We start from the raw sequence: 15,045 nt of genomic DNA, 5'->3' as shown, positions 1-15,045 counted from the left end.
TAAGGGTATACGACTTTACTATGCATACGATATCCACGTTCGTCAGATCATTGGTCATCGCAGCGTTTGCCATGGTGTCGCTGCCGGTTCTGGCCAGCCAGAACACCCTGCTGGTGGTCGGCGACAGCATCAGTGCCGCCTACGGCGTACCCTCTGAAACCGCGTGGGTAGAGCTGCTCAGGGAAAGGCTGTCCGGACAAGGGCTGGACTGGCAGGTCGTGAATGCCAGCATCAGCGGCGAAACCACAGACGGCGGCCTTCGTCGCCTGCCGGGGCTGCTGGAGAAGAATGATCCGGATATCGTAGTGATCGAACTGGGTGGTAACGATGGCCTCCGGGGGTTTCCGCCAAACGTGATCGAATCCAACCTGGCCGGGATGATTGAGCTGGCACAGGATTCCGGCGCGGTTCCTTTGTTGGTGGGAATGCAGATTCCGCCAAACTACGGCCAGCGCTATACCCGGATGTTTGCCGATCTGTTCCCGACCTTGTCTGACCGCTACGGGGTCCCTTTGGTTCCGTTTTTCCTTGACGGAATCTACGACCAGGACGGATTAATGCAGGGCGATGGCATTCACCCTACCGAGGAGGCCCAGCCTTTGCTGCTGGACAATATCTGGCCGCGGCTGGAACCCCTGGTTGTGGATTAACTTCCAACAAACATTAACGCCCGTCGCTCTGACCAGTAGTAACCGTCCTTCGCATGCTCCACAAAGCCCACGTGCCCTCCCCACTTGGGCACTTCCAGCTTCACATAGGAACCCAGCACTTTCTTTGAATCCGGGAAACAGGCCGGAGACAGGAAAGGGTCGTCTGCGGCGTTGATCATCAGCGAAGGTACACGGATATCTTTCAGCCGGAACAGGGCCGAGCAATTCTCCCAGTAGTCCTGCGCATCTTTGAAACCATGCAGGGGGGCGGTGTAGCGGTTATCGAATTCATGGAAGTTACGGATATCCCTGAAACCACTCACATCGATCAGATCAGGGAATAATTCCGATTTTTCCTGCATTTTCCCATGCAGATCGTTCAAAAATCGCTGCATGTAGATCTTGCGACTGGGCAAGGCGAGCATGTCGGCGCTGCCGGCGAGATCTGCCGGTACTGAATAGACCACCGCACCACTGATGCGGCTGTCTACCTGTTCACCCTGCTGGCCCAGATACAGGAGCGTCAGGTTGCCGCCCATACTGAAACCACTCAGGAACAGGTTCTGGTAGCTTTTGCCCAGGGCGTGGTTGATCACGATTTCCAGGTCTTCCGTAGCACCACTGTGGTAAAACCGCGGCTGACGGTTCATCACGCCTCCGCAGGAGCGGAAGTTCCAGGCCAGCACATCCCAGCCGGCCGCCATCAGCGCCCGAGCCAGGCCCAGCACATAGGGGCGCCGGCTGTGGCCTTCCAGTCCGTGGGAAATAATGGCCAGGCGGTTGCTGTGTTGGCGGTACCAGTCCAGGTGGAGCTGGTCGTCATCCGGGGTGCTGATCACTTCGGTTTGTGGCTCCGGCATCTGCACCTTGCGGAACAGCGTGGGCCAGATGGACTGCACGTGTCCGTTACGCAGCCAGACCGGTGGGCGATAGCGGTTTTTGGCACTTCTGTGCAAATTTTGACCTTTCATTTCAGAGGGTTGACGAACCTGATCAAAGCGCTTAATATGCGCGCCACGTTGATGATGTTCCCCGATAGCTCAGTTGGTAGAGCAACGGACTGTTAATCCGTTTGTCCCTGGTTCGAGCCCAGGTCGGGGAGCCACTTATTCCGAAAAGCCGCTGATTGTTTCAATCAGCGGCTTTTTACTTTCTGCCTCAGAATACTTCTTCCCGCTGCATGAATTCCTTCAACACCTGGTACAGGGTGTAACCGTCCTGGGTACCAATGAGTTCCCGAATGGAATGCATGGCAAATTGCGGCACACCGATATCCAGGGTCGTTACCCCCAGATTGCCGGCAGTCAGCGGGCCGATGGTGCTGCCACAGCCCATGTCACTGCGCACCACAAAGGTCTGGTGCGGCAGGCCGAGTTCGTCACTGATGTGACGATACAACGCAGCTGAGCGGCTGTTGGTGGCGTAACGCTGGCTGTGGTTAACCTTGATCACCGGGCCCTGGTTCAGGATCGGACCATGGTTCTCATCGTGCTTGTCCATAAAGTTAGGATGCACGCCGTGGGCGTTATCGGCCGAGATCATCATGGAACGGGCGATGGCCCTGCCCTTGCCTGCACCACACCAGCGCTCCAGCACGGAACCGAGGAATGGCCCCTGAGCGCCTTCGGCCGACATGCTGCCCACTTCTTCGTGGTCGTTGCATACCAGCAAGGCCGCCTGGTCTCCGGACGTATCCAGCAACGCCTGCAGGCCGATGTAACAGCTCAGAAGGTTGTCCAGCCGCGCAGAGGCCAGGAACTCTTCCCGCAGGCCAACGTAGGAAGCGCCCTGGGCGTCATAGAAGCTCAGCTCATAACCCAGCACCTTGCGGGCTTTCAGGCCGGATTCACTGGCAATCTGCTCCCGCAACAGGTCGGTAAAAGCCGTGGTATCCGTCTCTGGCACCTGCATGACGACCGGTGGCAGGTCGGTCTGGGCATTGATCGAACGATTGCTGTTGGCTTCCCTGTCCAGGTGAATGGCCAGGCTGGGGATAATGGCCACAGGCTTGCGGAAGTTCACCAGGGTGTCCTGCACCTTGCCGGACTCATCCAGCACGGTTACCCGGCCTGCCAGGGACAGGTCCCGGTCAAACCAGGGGTTCAGCAACACGCCGCCATAGACTTCTACCCCAAGCTGGAAGAAACCTTTTCGGCGGATTTCCGGTGTCGGCTTTACCTTCAGGCAGGGGCTGTCGGTGTGGGCACCGACCATACGTACACCGGAGCTGACCACGTCATTCTTTCCGGTACGGAAGGCAATAATGGATGAGCCGTTGCGAATGGCGTAGTAGCCTTTGCCCTGCTCCAGCGCCCACTCTTCACGTTCATCCAGCTGCTGAAAACCTGCGGCATCGAGGCGGGTTTTCATGTTATTCACGGCATGCCAGGGCGTGGGTGAGGCGTTCAGAAATTCAATCAAGTCATTATTAAATTCAGTGTGTTCCATGATCTTCCTGATTGCATGATAATGGCCGCTACAGTATGGCACGAAGCCGGCAATGCTCCTACAGCGTGCGCCGTCAGTGACTATACTCACCCAACAATATTTACCGGAGTCGCCTGTGTCGATACCCCGCTTTCTGGACATCGAATACTGCCAGACCGAAGACGCCCTGTTTCCCGTTGCCATTGCCTGGTCACTTGCAGATGGCCAGATGAAAACCGTGGTGATCACGCCGGAAGAGTCCTGGCTTCCGGAAGACGGGGATCTGGGGGACATCGATCTGCTGTACCTGGAAGAACAGGGCGTGCCGCTACTGGAGCTGGTACAAGAGCTGCACCAGGACCTGCCGGACCAGACAGTTTACGTAGACGGCATAGACCCGGATGAACTCCTGGTTGACCTGATTTTCAGTGCCGTGAGCCAGGATGCCCCCTTTGAAGTCGCCCCTGTTTCCGAACTGATCTCCGGACTGGACAGCGAAGCCATCGAAGACCGCCGGCGCCAGCTGTTGTTCGATGAAGGCCTTGAACCACAGCTCCCGGAAAACGGCGTCTATGCCCTGCTCCTGCTGGCCCAGGAAGAAGGCCTGCTGGACGACCTGTAAAACCGGCCTTCAGGCGGGGAAGTGTGACCGGCGTCTGCGTAACAACGGGTTACACAAGGCAGAATCTGGCGTCAGTATCCATGACGACAGGACGCCGGACCATAATGAAAAAAATCACATCCCCCCTGCTTTGCGCCAGCCTCGTTACCGCGGTTTTATTCCCGCCGGTTGTATGCGCCCAGGAAGGTGCCGCGTCAGAAACTCCCCGCTCGGACAAACACTACATCGGATTACTGGCCACGGCACTGGAACATCGCTCCATCGGCATTTCCAAGGAAGACGGCTGGGGCCAGGCGGGTACGCTGGTGATCGGTGGCCACCTGAATGATCTGATCCACGCTGAAATCCGCCTGGGCGGTGGCTACAAGGATGCCGAGATCTCCCGAGGTGACCTGAGCCTGGCGATCGACTATTTTGGCAGCTGGTACATGGGGCTGCATTACCCGATTGGTGAGCTCGGTAACGTCTATGCGCAGGCAGGCTTCACCCACGTGAGCGGCGAGGCAACGCTGGACAACCCGGACGCCGATGCCAACGGGCAGTTCCGGGATTACGTGGGAGATTACCCTTCAAGCAGTTTCAGCTTCAGCTGGCTTGCCGGTATCGATTTCGAACTGCTGGATAGCACGTACCTGGTGCTGGAAGGTGGCAAGCTGTTCAAAGATACCGATACCAGTGCCAATGCTTTCCAGTTTTCTTCTGGTATTCGTTTCGAGTTCTGAGTTTGCTGGCTTTTTTCGGTGCATGTTAAGAGGGCCGGATAGCCTTTCCTGGAAACGCTACGAGCACATCCTTGTGCGCTTCTCTCCGGCCATCCATGGCCTCCGAAATTCCAGGAAAGGCTATCCGACCCTCTTAACACATAACTTACATGCAGGCCGCTATTAAACTGACGTTTAATCAGTAAGTTTATGTTGGATATGCCAGCAGCGGTGAATCTTCTGATTCCGCTGGAAATCCTTGTCCAGAGTGCTCGCCGTTACCTCTTTAACCTCGAACTCCTGCTCCAGATCTTCATCAAGCTTAAATTTCCGGAAGTTGTTGGAGAAGATCAGTACGCCATCACTGGATAACCGCTCCATACACTGCCGAACCATGGCGCCGTGATCCCGCTGGATGTCGAGAACGCCGGCCATTCTGGCGGAGTTCGAGAAGGTGGGCGGGTCCATGAAGATCAGGTCGAAGGTCTGGTTGGCGGTTTTGCGGTCGGCCAGCCAGGCCAGGCAGTCGGCCTGTTCCACTACGTGCTTGCGGGAGTCTGTCCGATTCAGGGCCAGGTTGTCCTGCGCCCAGCTGACGTAGGTTTTGGACATATCCAGGCTCAGGGACCGGCTGGCGCCGCCAACGGCTGCGTGAACGGTGGCTGCGCCGGTGTAGCAGAACAGGTTCAGGAAGCGTTTGCCCCGGGAATGCTGCTGTATCCAGTAGCGCACCGGTCGGTGATCCAGGAACAGGCCGGTGTCCAGGTAATCTTTCAGGTTTACTTTCAGGGTGCAGCCGTGTTCGTGCACGTTGAAGTATTCACCGGTTGCGGCCTGTTTTTCATACTGCTTGGTGCCGGTCTGGCGCTGGCGTTGTTTACAGACCAGGTTTTCCGACGCAACTTCCAGCACTTCCGGGATGACCGCCATGGCTTCGGCGAGGCGTTCCCTGGCGGCTTTTTCGTCTATAGATTTCGGAGCCAGGTATTCCTGTACATGCACCCTGCCCTCGTAGATATCGATAGCCAGGGCGTACTCCGGCATGTCCGCATCGTACAGGCGATAGCAGCCAATGTTCTGTTTCCGGGCCCACTGGCCGATGGTTTTCAGGTTTTTCTTCAGCCGGTTGCGCAGCATGTCTGCCCGCTCGGGATTAGCGATCCGGGGCATCACCTGGCCGGGCGCTGCAGGGTCCCGGGGGGTGCGGGCATTTTCGGGCTGGATTTCGAACAACAGCAGTTGTGCCGGCAGTTTGCCGTTGAAGAGTTTGTATTGCTTGAAGCTGCGCAGGCCGATGGACTTTCCGAACTCCGGAGCACCGGTAAACACCGCCAGGCGCCAGCCCGGAAGCTCACGCAGCACCACCTCGCCAAGAGCCTGGTAAAGGCCGGCCAGTTCTTTGCGCTCGCTCAGGCGTTCACCGTAAGGAGGGTTGGTCAGCACCAGGCCCTGTTCGGCCCAGCTTTCCTGCCGTTCAAATCCGGTAACCGGCCGAACCTCAACCTGCACAAGGTTATCCAGGCCAGCCCGGCGGATGTTGTTACGGGCGGTGTCGATAACACGGCTGTCCTGGTCGAAACCGGCAAAGGCCGGTATCCGTTTCTGTTTGCCTTCGTGGGCGCGGCGCTCCGCTTCCTGGCGCAGTCCAAGCCAGAGTTCCGGCTGATGGCCAGGCCATTTTTCGAAACCGAAACGCTCGACCCGGCGGCCCGGAGCGATATCCAGGGCCATCAATGCGGCTTCGATCAGCAGCGTTCCGGAGCCACACATGGGATCAACGAAGTCACCGCCGGCAGCGGCAATGTCCGGCCAGCCGGAACGCATCAGCAAGGCGGCCGCCAGGTTTTCCTTCAGGGGTGCCAGGCCTTTCTCCGTGCGATAGCCCCGCATGTGCAGGCTGTGGCCACTGAGGTCGAGCCCCACCGCCAACCGGCCCCGGTTCAGGCGAGCTGAAATGGTCACGTCCGGGTCTTTCGGGGCGACGGACGGCCGTGGCATGCCGGCACCGCGGATGCTGTCAACGATACCGTCTTTAACTTTCTGGGCACCAAACTGGGTGTTACGGATCTCTTCGTTCTGGCCCAGGAAGGTCACGCGGAAACTGCCAGACGCAGGGATATGGGCCTGCCAGTCCAGCGACACCACGCCTTCGTAAAGTTCCTCGGCACTGCGGGCGTCTACCTCGGCGATGTGCAGCATTACCCGGTTGGCCAGGCGCGACCACAGGCAGGCACGGTAGCCCGACTCCAGCGTGCCCTCTACCCAGACTCCCGCCGGCGCATTACGCACCTGTGCCAGACCAAAACTTTCCAGTTCATCAGCCAGGAGATACTCAACGCCCTTCGGGCAGGTTACGAAAAATACATGTTTGGACAAAATCAACTCCTGGTTTTCCTGATGAAGCCGGTAAGCCGCCGGATTGGCAGCAAATCCCGATTTCGGGCTGTCATCGATATGCAATAAACCTATAAGAAAAGGTTCACATAGATGAAATAAGTAGTGTACTTCCGCTCAAGGTTCGTCTTACCTTGTACATGACGCGTCGTTCCGGAAGCCAGTAGAAAGTGCTTCCGTTAACAGGATCCTGACTGCTCTGGCCCGAGCTGGCAATAGGGGGATATCCCGGATGGGTACCCATGCCATGGTCACTGCAGATGTGTACACGCTTGTTCTGTTAATCCATCAGTGAGGAACGGCATGAAAAGACAGAAGAGAGACATGTACGCTCGTGCATTCAAGCGGGGTTATCTCGCTGGCGTGTCCGGCAAATCCAAAGACAGCTGCCCCATTGATCAGCCAGAAGTACGTCAGGAATGGCTGAACGGGTGGCGCGAAGGCCGCACAGATAACTGGGAGGGCATGACCGGCGTATCCGGCATCCACAAGCTTGCCAACGTAACCGCCACGTAACTGCGGTGTTGGCAGACCCCGTTTAACCCTGATCTGTTTTTTTCACACACCAACACAACAATTAAAGCAGTAACCAGAGCAACCAAAACGGGGCCTCCCGCCCCGTACCATGCGAAGAAGCGCTACGGGGTTAGTTCCCCGCAAGGGCCCGCTCAGCGGGCCCACCTTCTTTCTGGCCTCACCGTTTTTGCTGTTCTTTTCTGATCGCTTCTACCGCTTCGTTAATCAGCGCAGGGCCTTTATAGATGAAGCCTGTGTAGATCTGTACCAGTTTCGCCCCTGCCCGGATTTTCTCTGCTGCGCTCTCGCCATCGGTAATGCCGCCCACGCCGATAATGGGCAAACGCTCACCCAGCTCGGCATACAACCCCTGAATCACCCTCAGGGAGGCCTCGCGCACCGGGGCACCGCTCAAACCACCCGCTTCCTGTTCGTGCCGGTGGCCGCGCACTGCCTCACGGCTGATCGTGGTATTGGTGGCAATCACGCCATCCAGGCCCGCCTCGAGCAGCGCGCTAGCCACAAAACGAATACCGTCATCGTCCATATCCGGCGCAATTTTGACAGCAACGGGCACATAGCGGCCCAGGGCCTGGTGGCACCTGGTCTGCTCGTCTTTGATGGCATGCAGCAACTGCTTGAGGGAGTCACCAAATTGAAGGTCCCGCAGGCCCGGCGTATTCGGCGAAGACACATTCACCGTAATGTAGTCGGCGTGTCCATAGACCGCCGCAATCCCCTTGCGGTAATCCAGCTCGGAGTCTTCGTTGGGGGTGTCTTTGTTCTTGCCCACATTAATGCCTAATACACCCCGGTAACGACGGTGCTGAACATTGTGAACCAGGTGCTCCAGCCCTTCGTTATTAAAACCCATGCGGTTGATGATGGCCTGGTGTTCCGGCAAACGGAACATACGGGGTTGAGGATTACCCGGCTGGGCCAGGGGCGTAACCGTGCCCACTTCAATAAAACCGAAGCCCAGCGCACCCAGGGCATCAAGATGGTCGGCATTTTTGTCGAGGCCTGCGGCCAGCCCGACCGGGTTCGGAAATTCCAGCCCCATGACATTGACCGGACAAGGTGCAGGATGCTTTGAAAATACATTCAACATACCCAGTTTATGGGCTACATCCAGGCTATTAAGTGTCACATTGTGAGCGGTTTCCGGGGGCAGCCGGAAAAGCAGGTTTCGAACAACGCCGTACATCAGAAAACTCCTTGCCAGAGGGTGGCCGGAGTATACCGGAAGTTTTCCACACCATCCTCCTGAACCGGTAAATGTATCCTTAAGCCCCATGTTCAAAGGGCTCGCGCGGCTTTTCCACGGAATCTGTGGATAACCCTGTTGAAAACATCGGGGCAAACGTTTCTACCCCTTGATAACTGCGCCAGCCTACAAATTGATCATTTTTTAACCAGTCTTTTTGTTGTTATTTTTCAATGTCTTACATTGCTAAAAATAAGATTTGACGAAAGTTGGAGCAAAATGCTAACGGTTAACCGATTTGTCATCATGTGCATAAATCGATCCGTCTTTCTTGATTAATCCCGCCCTGTCAAGCGCTTGTTCACGCTATACTGGCCACTGTCAGAAATCCCCGGAGCCACGGATAATGGAACAGCCTTCCCCAGCACATCACCGCGCACAGCCCGACCTGGAAAAGGAAAAGCATGCTGCCTCCCGGGTTACCCTGATCGGGATGTTTCTTGACGCCTTTCTCGGTGTCATAAAAGTCATTGGCGGTACTCTTTTCCATTCCCAGGCCCTGGTCGTCGACGGCATCCATTCCTTTACCGACGTAGTCTCTGACTGGGTGGTGCTGGCAGTCATGCGGTTATCCCGGAAAGGCCCGGATGCCGACCACCCCTACGGCCACCAGCGCATCGAAACGCTGGGCACCCTGCTTCTGGGCAGCATCCTGATTGCCGTAGGTGCAGCCCTAGCCTGGGAGAACATTCTGCGCCTGTTGTCCGGCGAAGACCTGGCAGTTCCCGGCTGGCCGGTTCTGGTCGCGGCGGCTATTTCCGTTGGCAGCAAGGAGTGGATTTACCGCTACACCCGCCACGTTGGTATCCGCATCCGTTCTGACCTGCTGATTGCCAATGCCTGGCACAGTCGCACCGATGCGTTCTCATCAGTTGTGGTGCTGGTATCCACCATCGGCGCAATGCTTGGGTTTGTGTGGCTGGACGTCGTCGCCGCGGTGGTTATTGCCGGCATCATTATCCACATTGGCTGGAAGTTCACCTGGGACAGCGTGAAGGAACTGGTCGATACCGGTCTCTCTGAAGAAGATACCCGCATGCTTATGAACATTGCCATGGAGACCGATGGCGTTCGCAATGTTCACGAACTGCGCAGCCGCCGGATGGGCCACGATATCCTGCTGGACGTTCACCTGGTGGTACGCCCGGAAATCAGCGTGTCGGAAGGCCATCAGATTGGCATGAAGGTGGTTGCCGCCATGCGGGAGGCCCTTGGCAACATCCTCGATATCAATTTCCACATCGATGCCGAGAACGACGAGAAGTACCCCCACCCCGCCGAGCCGGACCTTCCCTCCCGCGAGCAGGTGCGGGAATACCTTCAGAACGCCCTGGGCGAGCTGCCCCACCACAGCAAGCTCCGCCTTCATTACCTGAAAAACCGGGTGCACCTGGAACTGTTCCTGGACGAGGATCACCCCGCCCCGGAACTGACCAACGAAACCGTCCGCCAGGTTCTTGCCGATTACCCCTGGTTTGGCAGCGTCCGGGTCTGGGTGGCGGCCACCTGACCCGGCAGCCTCGCTTAACCGGGATCAGCGGCGGCGGTTTTCCTCCATGCGGGACAAAAACTCCTGCATGATCAGGGTATACAGTTCACCGCCCAGGAACTTGTCCTCGACGCCGGAATCGATGCTCGGGTTGTCGTTCACTTCAATCACCGCAACCCGGTTACCGGCCTGTTTGATGTCTACACCGTACAGGCCGTTACCGATCAGGCGCGTGGAGTTCAGCGCCGCCTGAATCACGTTGCGCGGCACCTCGTAGGTGGGCATGGTTTCAAAGCCGCCACTCTCCACCGACGCGCCACCATGCTGGTAAATCTGCCAGTGGCCTTTCACCATCATGTATTTGCACGCGTAAATCGCCCGGCCGCCCAGCACACCAATACGCCAGTCGTAATCGGTATAGAAGTACTCCTGGGCCAGCACCAAGGCCGATTGTTTGAACAACTCTTTCAGACCCGCCCGTAGCTCCTTCTCATCCCGGGCCTTGGCCACACCCCGCGAGAAAGCACCGTCCGGTATCTTGATCACCACCGGAAAGCCCAGTTCCTGCGCCACCTGCTCAACCGCGTTTTTCTGGTCTTTCGACAGGATCAGGGTCTTTGGCGTGGGCACCTTGTTGTTCTTCAACAGGTCCGCCAGGAACACCTTGTTGGTACAGCGCAGAATGGAAACCGGGTCATCAATCACCACCATGCCCTCGGCTTCTGCCTTGCGGGCGAACCGGTAGGTGTGATGGTCAATGGCAGTGGTTTCCCGAATAAACAGGCCGTCGTATTCCGGCAACCGCATATAGTCCCGCCGGGTAATCCGCTCCACATTGATACCCAGCTTGCGCCCTGCCTTCTCGAAGCGTTTCAGGGCAGCCTCATCACTCGGCGGCATTTCCTCATCCGGGTTCACCAGCATGGCCAGGTCGAACCGGTAACGCCGGCGGGTGCGGGGTTTGCGCCAGACCATGCTGCTGAATCGATCCAGTGCAGCGGCAAAGACATCCTGTTCAGGCTCGCCCAGGTCCGACGGAGACGCCGGCTTCATGGACTCGATCTGCCACTGTTTCCGGTGCCGGAACACTACTTCAAGAATCGGACAGGGAAAACGCTCGAACAGGGCGCGGGCCACCGGCTTCAGGTCCGGGTGCTCGGCCTGGCCAAAATACGTTCGAATCCGCACCTCATGGGTCGCTTCCCGGGCATCGGTAGACGGGTCAATTTCCCTGGCCTCTTTTTCCAGCCACTGGATAACACTGCTGTCGAGTTCCTCCAGCTCCAGGGAAAAAAGGCCCTTGCGGCTGAGGTCATTCAGCGTCATCACCGACGGCACCACATGATGGCCGCGGGCTTCGGCCAGCAAGGAGCAGTAGTATCCCCGGCTCAGGTACTTGCCACTCTGGCACAGGTTGATCACCCGCACCCGGCTGTTAGCCGGCGCGGTAAACTGCAAGTACTGGTCAAAAGTGAGCACATCTTCGCTGGGGTAGTAAGGCGCCCAGTCTTTGGCACGGTCCACAACAATCAACAAGCGGGACATCAGCGGCATTCCTCCCTGAAGGTTCAGCCGGGGTTATTTCGCGCAACAATACGCCGGCGCACAGTACTTCACAATCGGCTTTCGATGCGTGCTTTTACGCATCACGGCCGGCTATCGGAACACGGCGCTCTCTACCATAATAGCTGCAGGAACGGCGCCCGCCATTTCCGCCTGATACACCCGGGACACCCAGAAACATGACCGATGTAATTCTCCGACAAGCCGTCGCTAAAGACCTTGATGCATTGGTTCAACTGGAACAGCGGTGCTTCTCTGAAGACCGGATATCCCGCCGCAGTTTCAAGCGTTTCCTGGACATGCCCAGAGACCGGTTGATAGTCGCCCGGCAGGAATCTGAACTGGTGGGCTACTGCCTGGTGCTGATGAATGCGGCCACCCGCCTGGCCCGCATCTATTCCATTGCGGTATCACCCTCGGTTCGTGGCCGGGGCGTGGGCGAGAAGCTGGTTCGTGAGGCAGAGAAAGAAGCGGTAGAAGCAGACCGGATTCTGATGCGCCTGGAAGTCCGGGAAGACAATACGGGCGCCATCATTCTTTACAAGCGGCTGGGCTATCGCCAGTTCGGCACCTATCGGGATTACTACGAAGACCACGGCAACGCCCTGCGGTTCGAACGGCGCATTCTGTATTACGAGCCGTCCCGGGAATTCCTGCCGGTGCCCTACTACCCCCAGACGACGGAGTTTACCTGCGGGCCTTCGGCACTGATCATGGCCATGGCCGCCCTGGATGAGCAGCAGCCAGTCAGTACGCTGGAAGAGCTGAAAATCTGGCGCGAAGCCACCACCATTTTCATGCTCGCCGGCCACGGCGGTTGCGGCCCCCATGGCCTGGCGTTGTCTGCCTGGCACCGGGGCTTCGAGGCCAGTGCGTGGATCAGCCAGGAAGGCGCCCTGTTCAAGGACACCGTCCGCAACGATGACAAGAAACGGGTACTGGAACTGGTGCACGAAGGTTTCCTGCATGATATTGGCCAGACCGATATCCAGCTGCACCACGACCCACTGACGCTGGATGCCATGGAAGCAGCCCTGCACCAAGGCCGTATTCCGGTGATCCTGATCAGCACCTGGCAACTCAACCGCAGCCGGGTGCCGCACTGGGTAACGGTGTGCGCCATCGACGAAGACTTCGTATACCTGCACGACCCGGAAATCGATACCGAAGAAGGCGAAACCGTGGCCGACAAGCAATACCTGCCCATCGACAAGCGGGTGTTCGGCAAGATGTCCAGCTACGGCCGCAACCAGCCTTTGCAGGCTGCGGTTATCGTCGGGCCGAAACGGCCCTGATCAGCCGGTGCGAATAGCCGCTTCCTTCAGTTCGGAAATCTGGTCCCGCAGGCGCGCGGCCGTTTCGAAATCCAGGTCCGCGGCGGCCTTGTACATATCATCTTCCAGGCGCGCCACTTCCTTGAGCAGGTCTTCCGGCGAACGTTTGCCCGCCTTCACCAGGTAACTTTCCGCTTCTTCCGCCGCCTTCTGGCCCGGGCACTCCGCCTTGCGCCGGCCACGACCACCACCGGTGGCGCCTTCCATCACATCGGCAATCTTCTTGTTCAGCCCCTTGGGGGTAATGCCGTGTTCTTCGTTATGAGCTAACTGCTTGGCGCGACGGCGTTCGGTTTCATCAATGGCCCGCTGCATGGAACCGGTTATCCGGTCGCCGTACAGAATCGCCTTGCCGTTCAGGTTACGGGCTGCCCGGCCGATGGTCTGAATCAGGGAGCGCTCGCTGCGCAGGAAACCTTCTTTGTCTGCATCCAGAATGGTTACCAGTGACACCTCCGGCATATCCAGGCCTTCCCGCAACAGGTTAATGCCCACCAGCACATCAAACTCGCCCCGGCGCAGGTCACGGATGATCTCCACCCGCTCCACGGTATCGATGTCCGAATGCAGGTACCGGACCTTGATGTCGTGTTCCATCAGGAAGTCGGTCAGGTCTTCCGCCATGCGCTTGGTCAGGGTGGTCACCAGTACCCGCTCCTGCACCGCCACCCGCTTGTGAATTTCAGACAGCAAATCGTCCACCTGTGTAGACGCCGGGCGCACCTCGATTTCCGGGTCCAGCAGGCCCGTAGGCCGCACCACCTGCTCCACCACCTGGCCGGCGTGTTCCGCCTCGTAGTTGCCGGGGGTGGCAGACACAAAGATCATCTGCGGTGCAATCCGCTCCCATTCCTCAAACCGCATGGGCCGGTTATCCAGTGCCGACGGCAGCCGGAAGCCGTATTCCACCAGGGTTTCCTTCCGGGAGCGGTCGCCCTTGTACATGGCGCCTATTTGCGGAATGGTCACGTGGGACTCGTCCACCACCAGCAACGCATTGGGTGGCAGGTAATCAAACAAGGTAGGAGGCGGCTCGCCCGGGGCGCGGCCCGACAGATAGCGGGAGTAGTTCTCGATGCCGTTGCAGTAGCCCAGCTCCATCATCATTTCCATGTCGTAGCGGGTACGCTCCTCCAGCCGCTGGGCTTCCACCAGCCGGTGGTTGTCCCGCAATTGCTGCAGCCGTACTTCCAGCTCGGCACGGATATTCTCTACCGCATCCAGCACCTTTTGCCGGGGCGTCACGTAGTGGGATTTCGGGTAAATGGTCACCCGGGGCACCCGGCGCAGCACTTCCCCGGTGAGCGGATCGAAGTAGCTGAGGTTTTCCACCTCGTCGTCGAACAACTCAATGCGAATGGCTTCGCGCTCGGATTCCGCCGGGAACACATCGATCACGTCGCCGCGCACCCGGTAATTGGCGCGGTGGAACTCGATATCGTTACGGGTGTACTGTAGCTCGGCCAGCCGGCGCAGGATCGAGCGCTGATCAATCTGATCGCCGCGATCAAGGTGCAGCATCATCTTCAGGTAGGATTCGGGATCACCCAAACCATAGATGGAAGACACCGTGGCCACGATAATGGCATCCGGCCGCTCCAGCAGCGCCTTGGTGGCAGACAAGCGCATCTGCTCGATGTGTTCGTTGATGGAGGCGTCTTTCTCGATAAAGGTGTCGGAAGACGGCACATAGGCTTCCGGCTGGTAGTAATCGTAGTAAGACACGAAATACTCCACCGCGTTATCCGGAAAAAACTCCTTGAACTCGCCGTATAGCTGCGCTGCCAGGGTCTTGTTGTGAGCCATGATGATGGTGGGCCGCTGAACTTCCTGCACCACATTGGCAATGGTGAAGGTTTTACCGGAACCGGTTACCCCCAGCAGGGTCTGGTGCGCCAGCCCTGAATGAATGCCGTCCACCAGCCCGGCAATCGCCTTGGGCTGGTCGCCGGCAGGCTGATAGGGAGAGTCGACACGGAACACTCCTTCACGGGCGACACTGGATACTTTACTGGCCATAACGGGCGGTTAACCTCCGGGTTTGGCGCTGGCCGCAATACGGCACAACCCCTACAAGAAATT

Annotated in this window: 12 protein-coding genes and 1 tRNA gene; 7 read left to right on the top strand and 6 right to left on the bottom strand. The window is 58.0% G+C overall.

The genetic code is table 11. The annotated features are described in order from the left end of the window. Positions 1-20: 20 nt before the first annotated feature. A complete protein-coding gene (locus B9Q17_RS09335) occupies positions 21-650 on the top strand; it encodes an arylesterase (RefSeq protein ID WP_094625023.1) in 630 nt (209 codons plus the stop codon). Here B9Q17_RS09335 and B9Q17_RS09330 read toward each other — a convergent pair. Next, a complete protein-coding gene (locus tag B9Q17_RS09330) occupies positions 647-1,606 on the bottom strand; it encodes a YheT family hydrolase (protein WP_341864853.1) in 960 nt (319 codons plus the stop codon). The genes B9Q17_RS09335 and B9Q17_RS09330 overlap by 4 nt on opposite strands. Before the next feature lie 73 nt (positions 1,607-1,679). On the opposite strand from B9Q17_RS09330, the gene B9Q17_RS09325 reads away from it, so the two are divergent. Continuing rightward, positions 1,680-1,755, top strand: a tRNA-Asn gene (locus tag B9Q17_RS09325). Between the two features lie 53 nt (positions 1,756-1,808). Here the strand turns inward: B9Q17_RS09325 and B9Q17_RS09320 are convergent. After that, positions 1,809-3,098, bottom strand: a complete 1,290-nt coding sequence (locus tag B9Q17_RS09320; protein WP_094625021.1) for a M18 family aminopeptidase — start codon at positions 3,096-3,098, stop codon at positions 1,809-1,811. Between the two features lie 115 nt (positions 3,099-3,213). Here B9Q17_RS09320 and B9Q17_RS09315 point away from each other — a divergent pair, with 115 nt between their 5' ends. Together B9Q17_RS09315 and B9Q17_RS09310 are read left to right on the top strand one after the other, a co-directional pair. After that, positions 3,214-3,699, top strand: coding sequence for a hypothetical protein (locus tag B9Q17_RS09315; protein ID WP_058340492.1), 486 nt, complete (start codon positions 3,214-3,216; stop codon positions 3,697-3,699). A 104-nt stretch (positions 3,700-3,803) separates the two neighbouring features. Next, positions 3,804-4,421, top strand: coding sequence for an outer membrane beta-barrel protein (locus tag B9Q17_RS09310; protein WP_022989155.1), 618 nt, complete (start codon positions 3,804-3,806; stop codon positions 4,419-4,421). A gap of 174 nt (positions 4,422-4,595) precedes the next feature. Here B9Q17_RS09310 and rlmKL read toward each other — a convergent pair whose 3' ends face one another. Continuing rightward, on the bottom strand, positions 4,596-6,776 hold the full coding sequence (gene rlmKL / locus B9Q17_RS09305; protein WP_094625136.1) for a bifunctional 23S rRNA (guanine(2069)-N(7))-methyltransferase RlmK/23S rRNA (guanine(2445)-N(2))-methyltransferase RlmL: 2,181 nt from the start codon (positions 6,774-6,776) through the stop codon (positions 4,596-4,598). Between the two features lie 321 nt (positions 6,777-7,097). On the opposite strand from rlmKL, the gene rmf reads away from it, so the two are divergent. Beyond that, positions 7,098-7,310, top strand: a complete 213-nt coding sequence (gene rmf / locus B9Q17_RS09300; protein WP_036219531.1) for a ribosome modulation factor — start codon at positions 7,098-7,100, stop codon at positions 7,308-7,310. A gap of 178 nt (positions 7,311-7,488) precedes the next feature. On the opposite strand, the gene B9Q17_RS09295 is transcribed toward rmf, so the two are convergent. After that, entirely contained in the window at positions 7,489-8,517 is a 1,029-nt protein-coding gene (locus tag B9Q17_RS09295) for a quinone-dependent dihydroorotate dehydrogenase (RefSeq protein ID WP_094625020.1), read from the bottom strand. A gap of 406 nt (positions 8,518-8,923) precedes the next feature. Here B9Q17_RS09295 and B9Q17_RS09290 point away from each other — a divergent pair, with 406 nt between their 5' ends. After that, positions 8,924-10,087 carry a cation diffusion facilitator family transporter gene (locus tag B9Q17_RS09290; protein ID WP_094625019.1) on the top strand — a complete coding sequence of 388 codons (1,164 nt, stop codon included), beginning with the start codon at positions 8,924-8,926 and terminating at the stop codon, positions 10,085-10,087. A gap of 24 nt (positions 10,088-10,111) precedes the next feature. Here B9Q17_RS09290 and B9Q17_RS09285 read toward each other — a convergent pair whose 3' ends face one another. Beyond that, the gene (locus B9Q17_RS09285; RefSeq protein ID WP_094625135.1) at positions 10,112-11,611 is read right to left on the bottom strand and encodes a RimK family ATP-grasp domain-containing protein; all 1,500 of its coding nucleotides are present in this window, start codon (positions 11,609-11,611) and stop codon (positions 10,112-10,114) included. A 197-nt stretch (positions 11,612-11,808) separates the two neighbouring features. On the opposite strand from B9Q17_RS09285, the gene rimI reads away from it, so the two are divergent. Continuing rightward, complete coding sequence (gene rimI, locus B9Q17_RS09280) at positions 11,809-12,924, top strand: ribosomal protein S18-alanine N-acetyltransferase (RefSeq protein ID WP_094625018.1); 1,116 nt, start codon at positions 11,809-11,811, stop codon at positions 12,922-12,924. Here rimI and uvrB read toward each other — a convergent pair whose 3' ends face one another. Continuing rightward, positions 12,925-14,982: an excinuclease ABC subunit UvrB gene (gene uvrB, locus B9Q17_RS09275; RefSeq protein WP_094625017.1), complete on the bottom strand. Its 2,058-nt coding sequence runs from the start codon at positions 14,980-14,982 to the stop codon at positions 12,925-12,927. It lies immediately after the preceding gene. Positions 14,983-15,045: the final 63 nt, after the last annotated feature.

The sequence above is a fragment of the Marinobacter vinifirmus genome (genome assembly GCF_002258215.1).
GTDB classification, from domain to species: domain Bacteria; phylum Pseudomonadota; class Gammaproteobacteria; order Pseudomonadales; family Oleiphilaceae; genus Marinobacter; species Marinobacter vinifirmus.
This window is presented reverse-complemented; position numbering and strand designations above follow the sequence as displayed.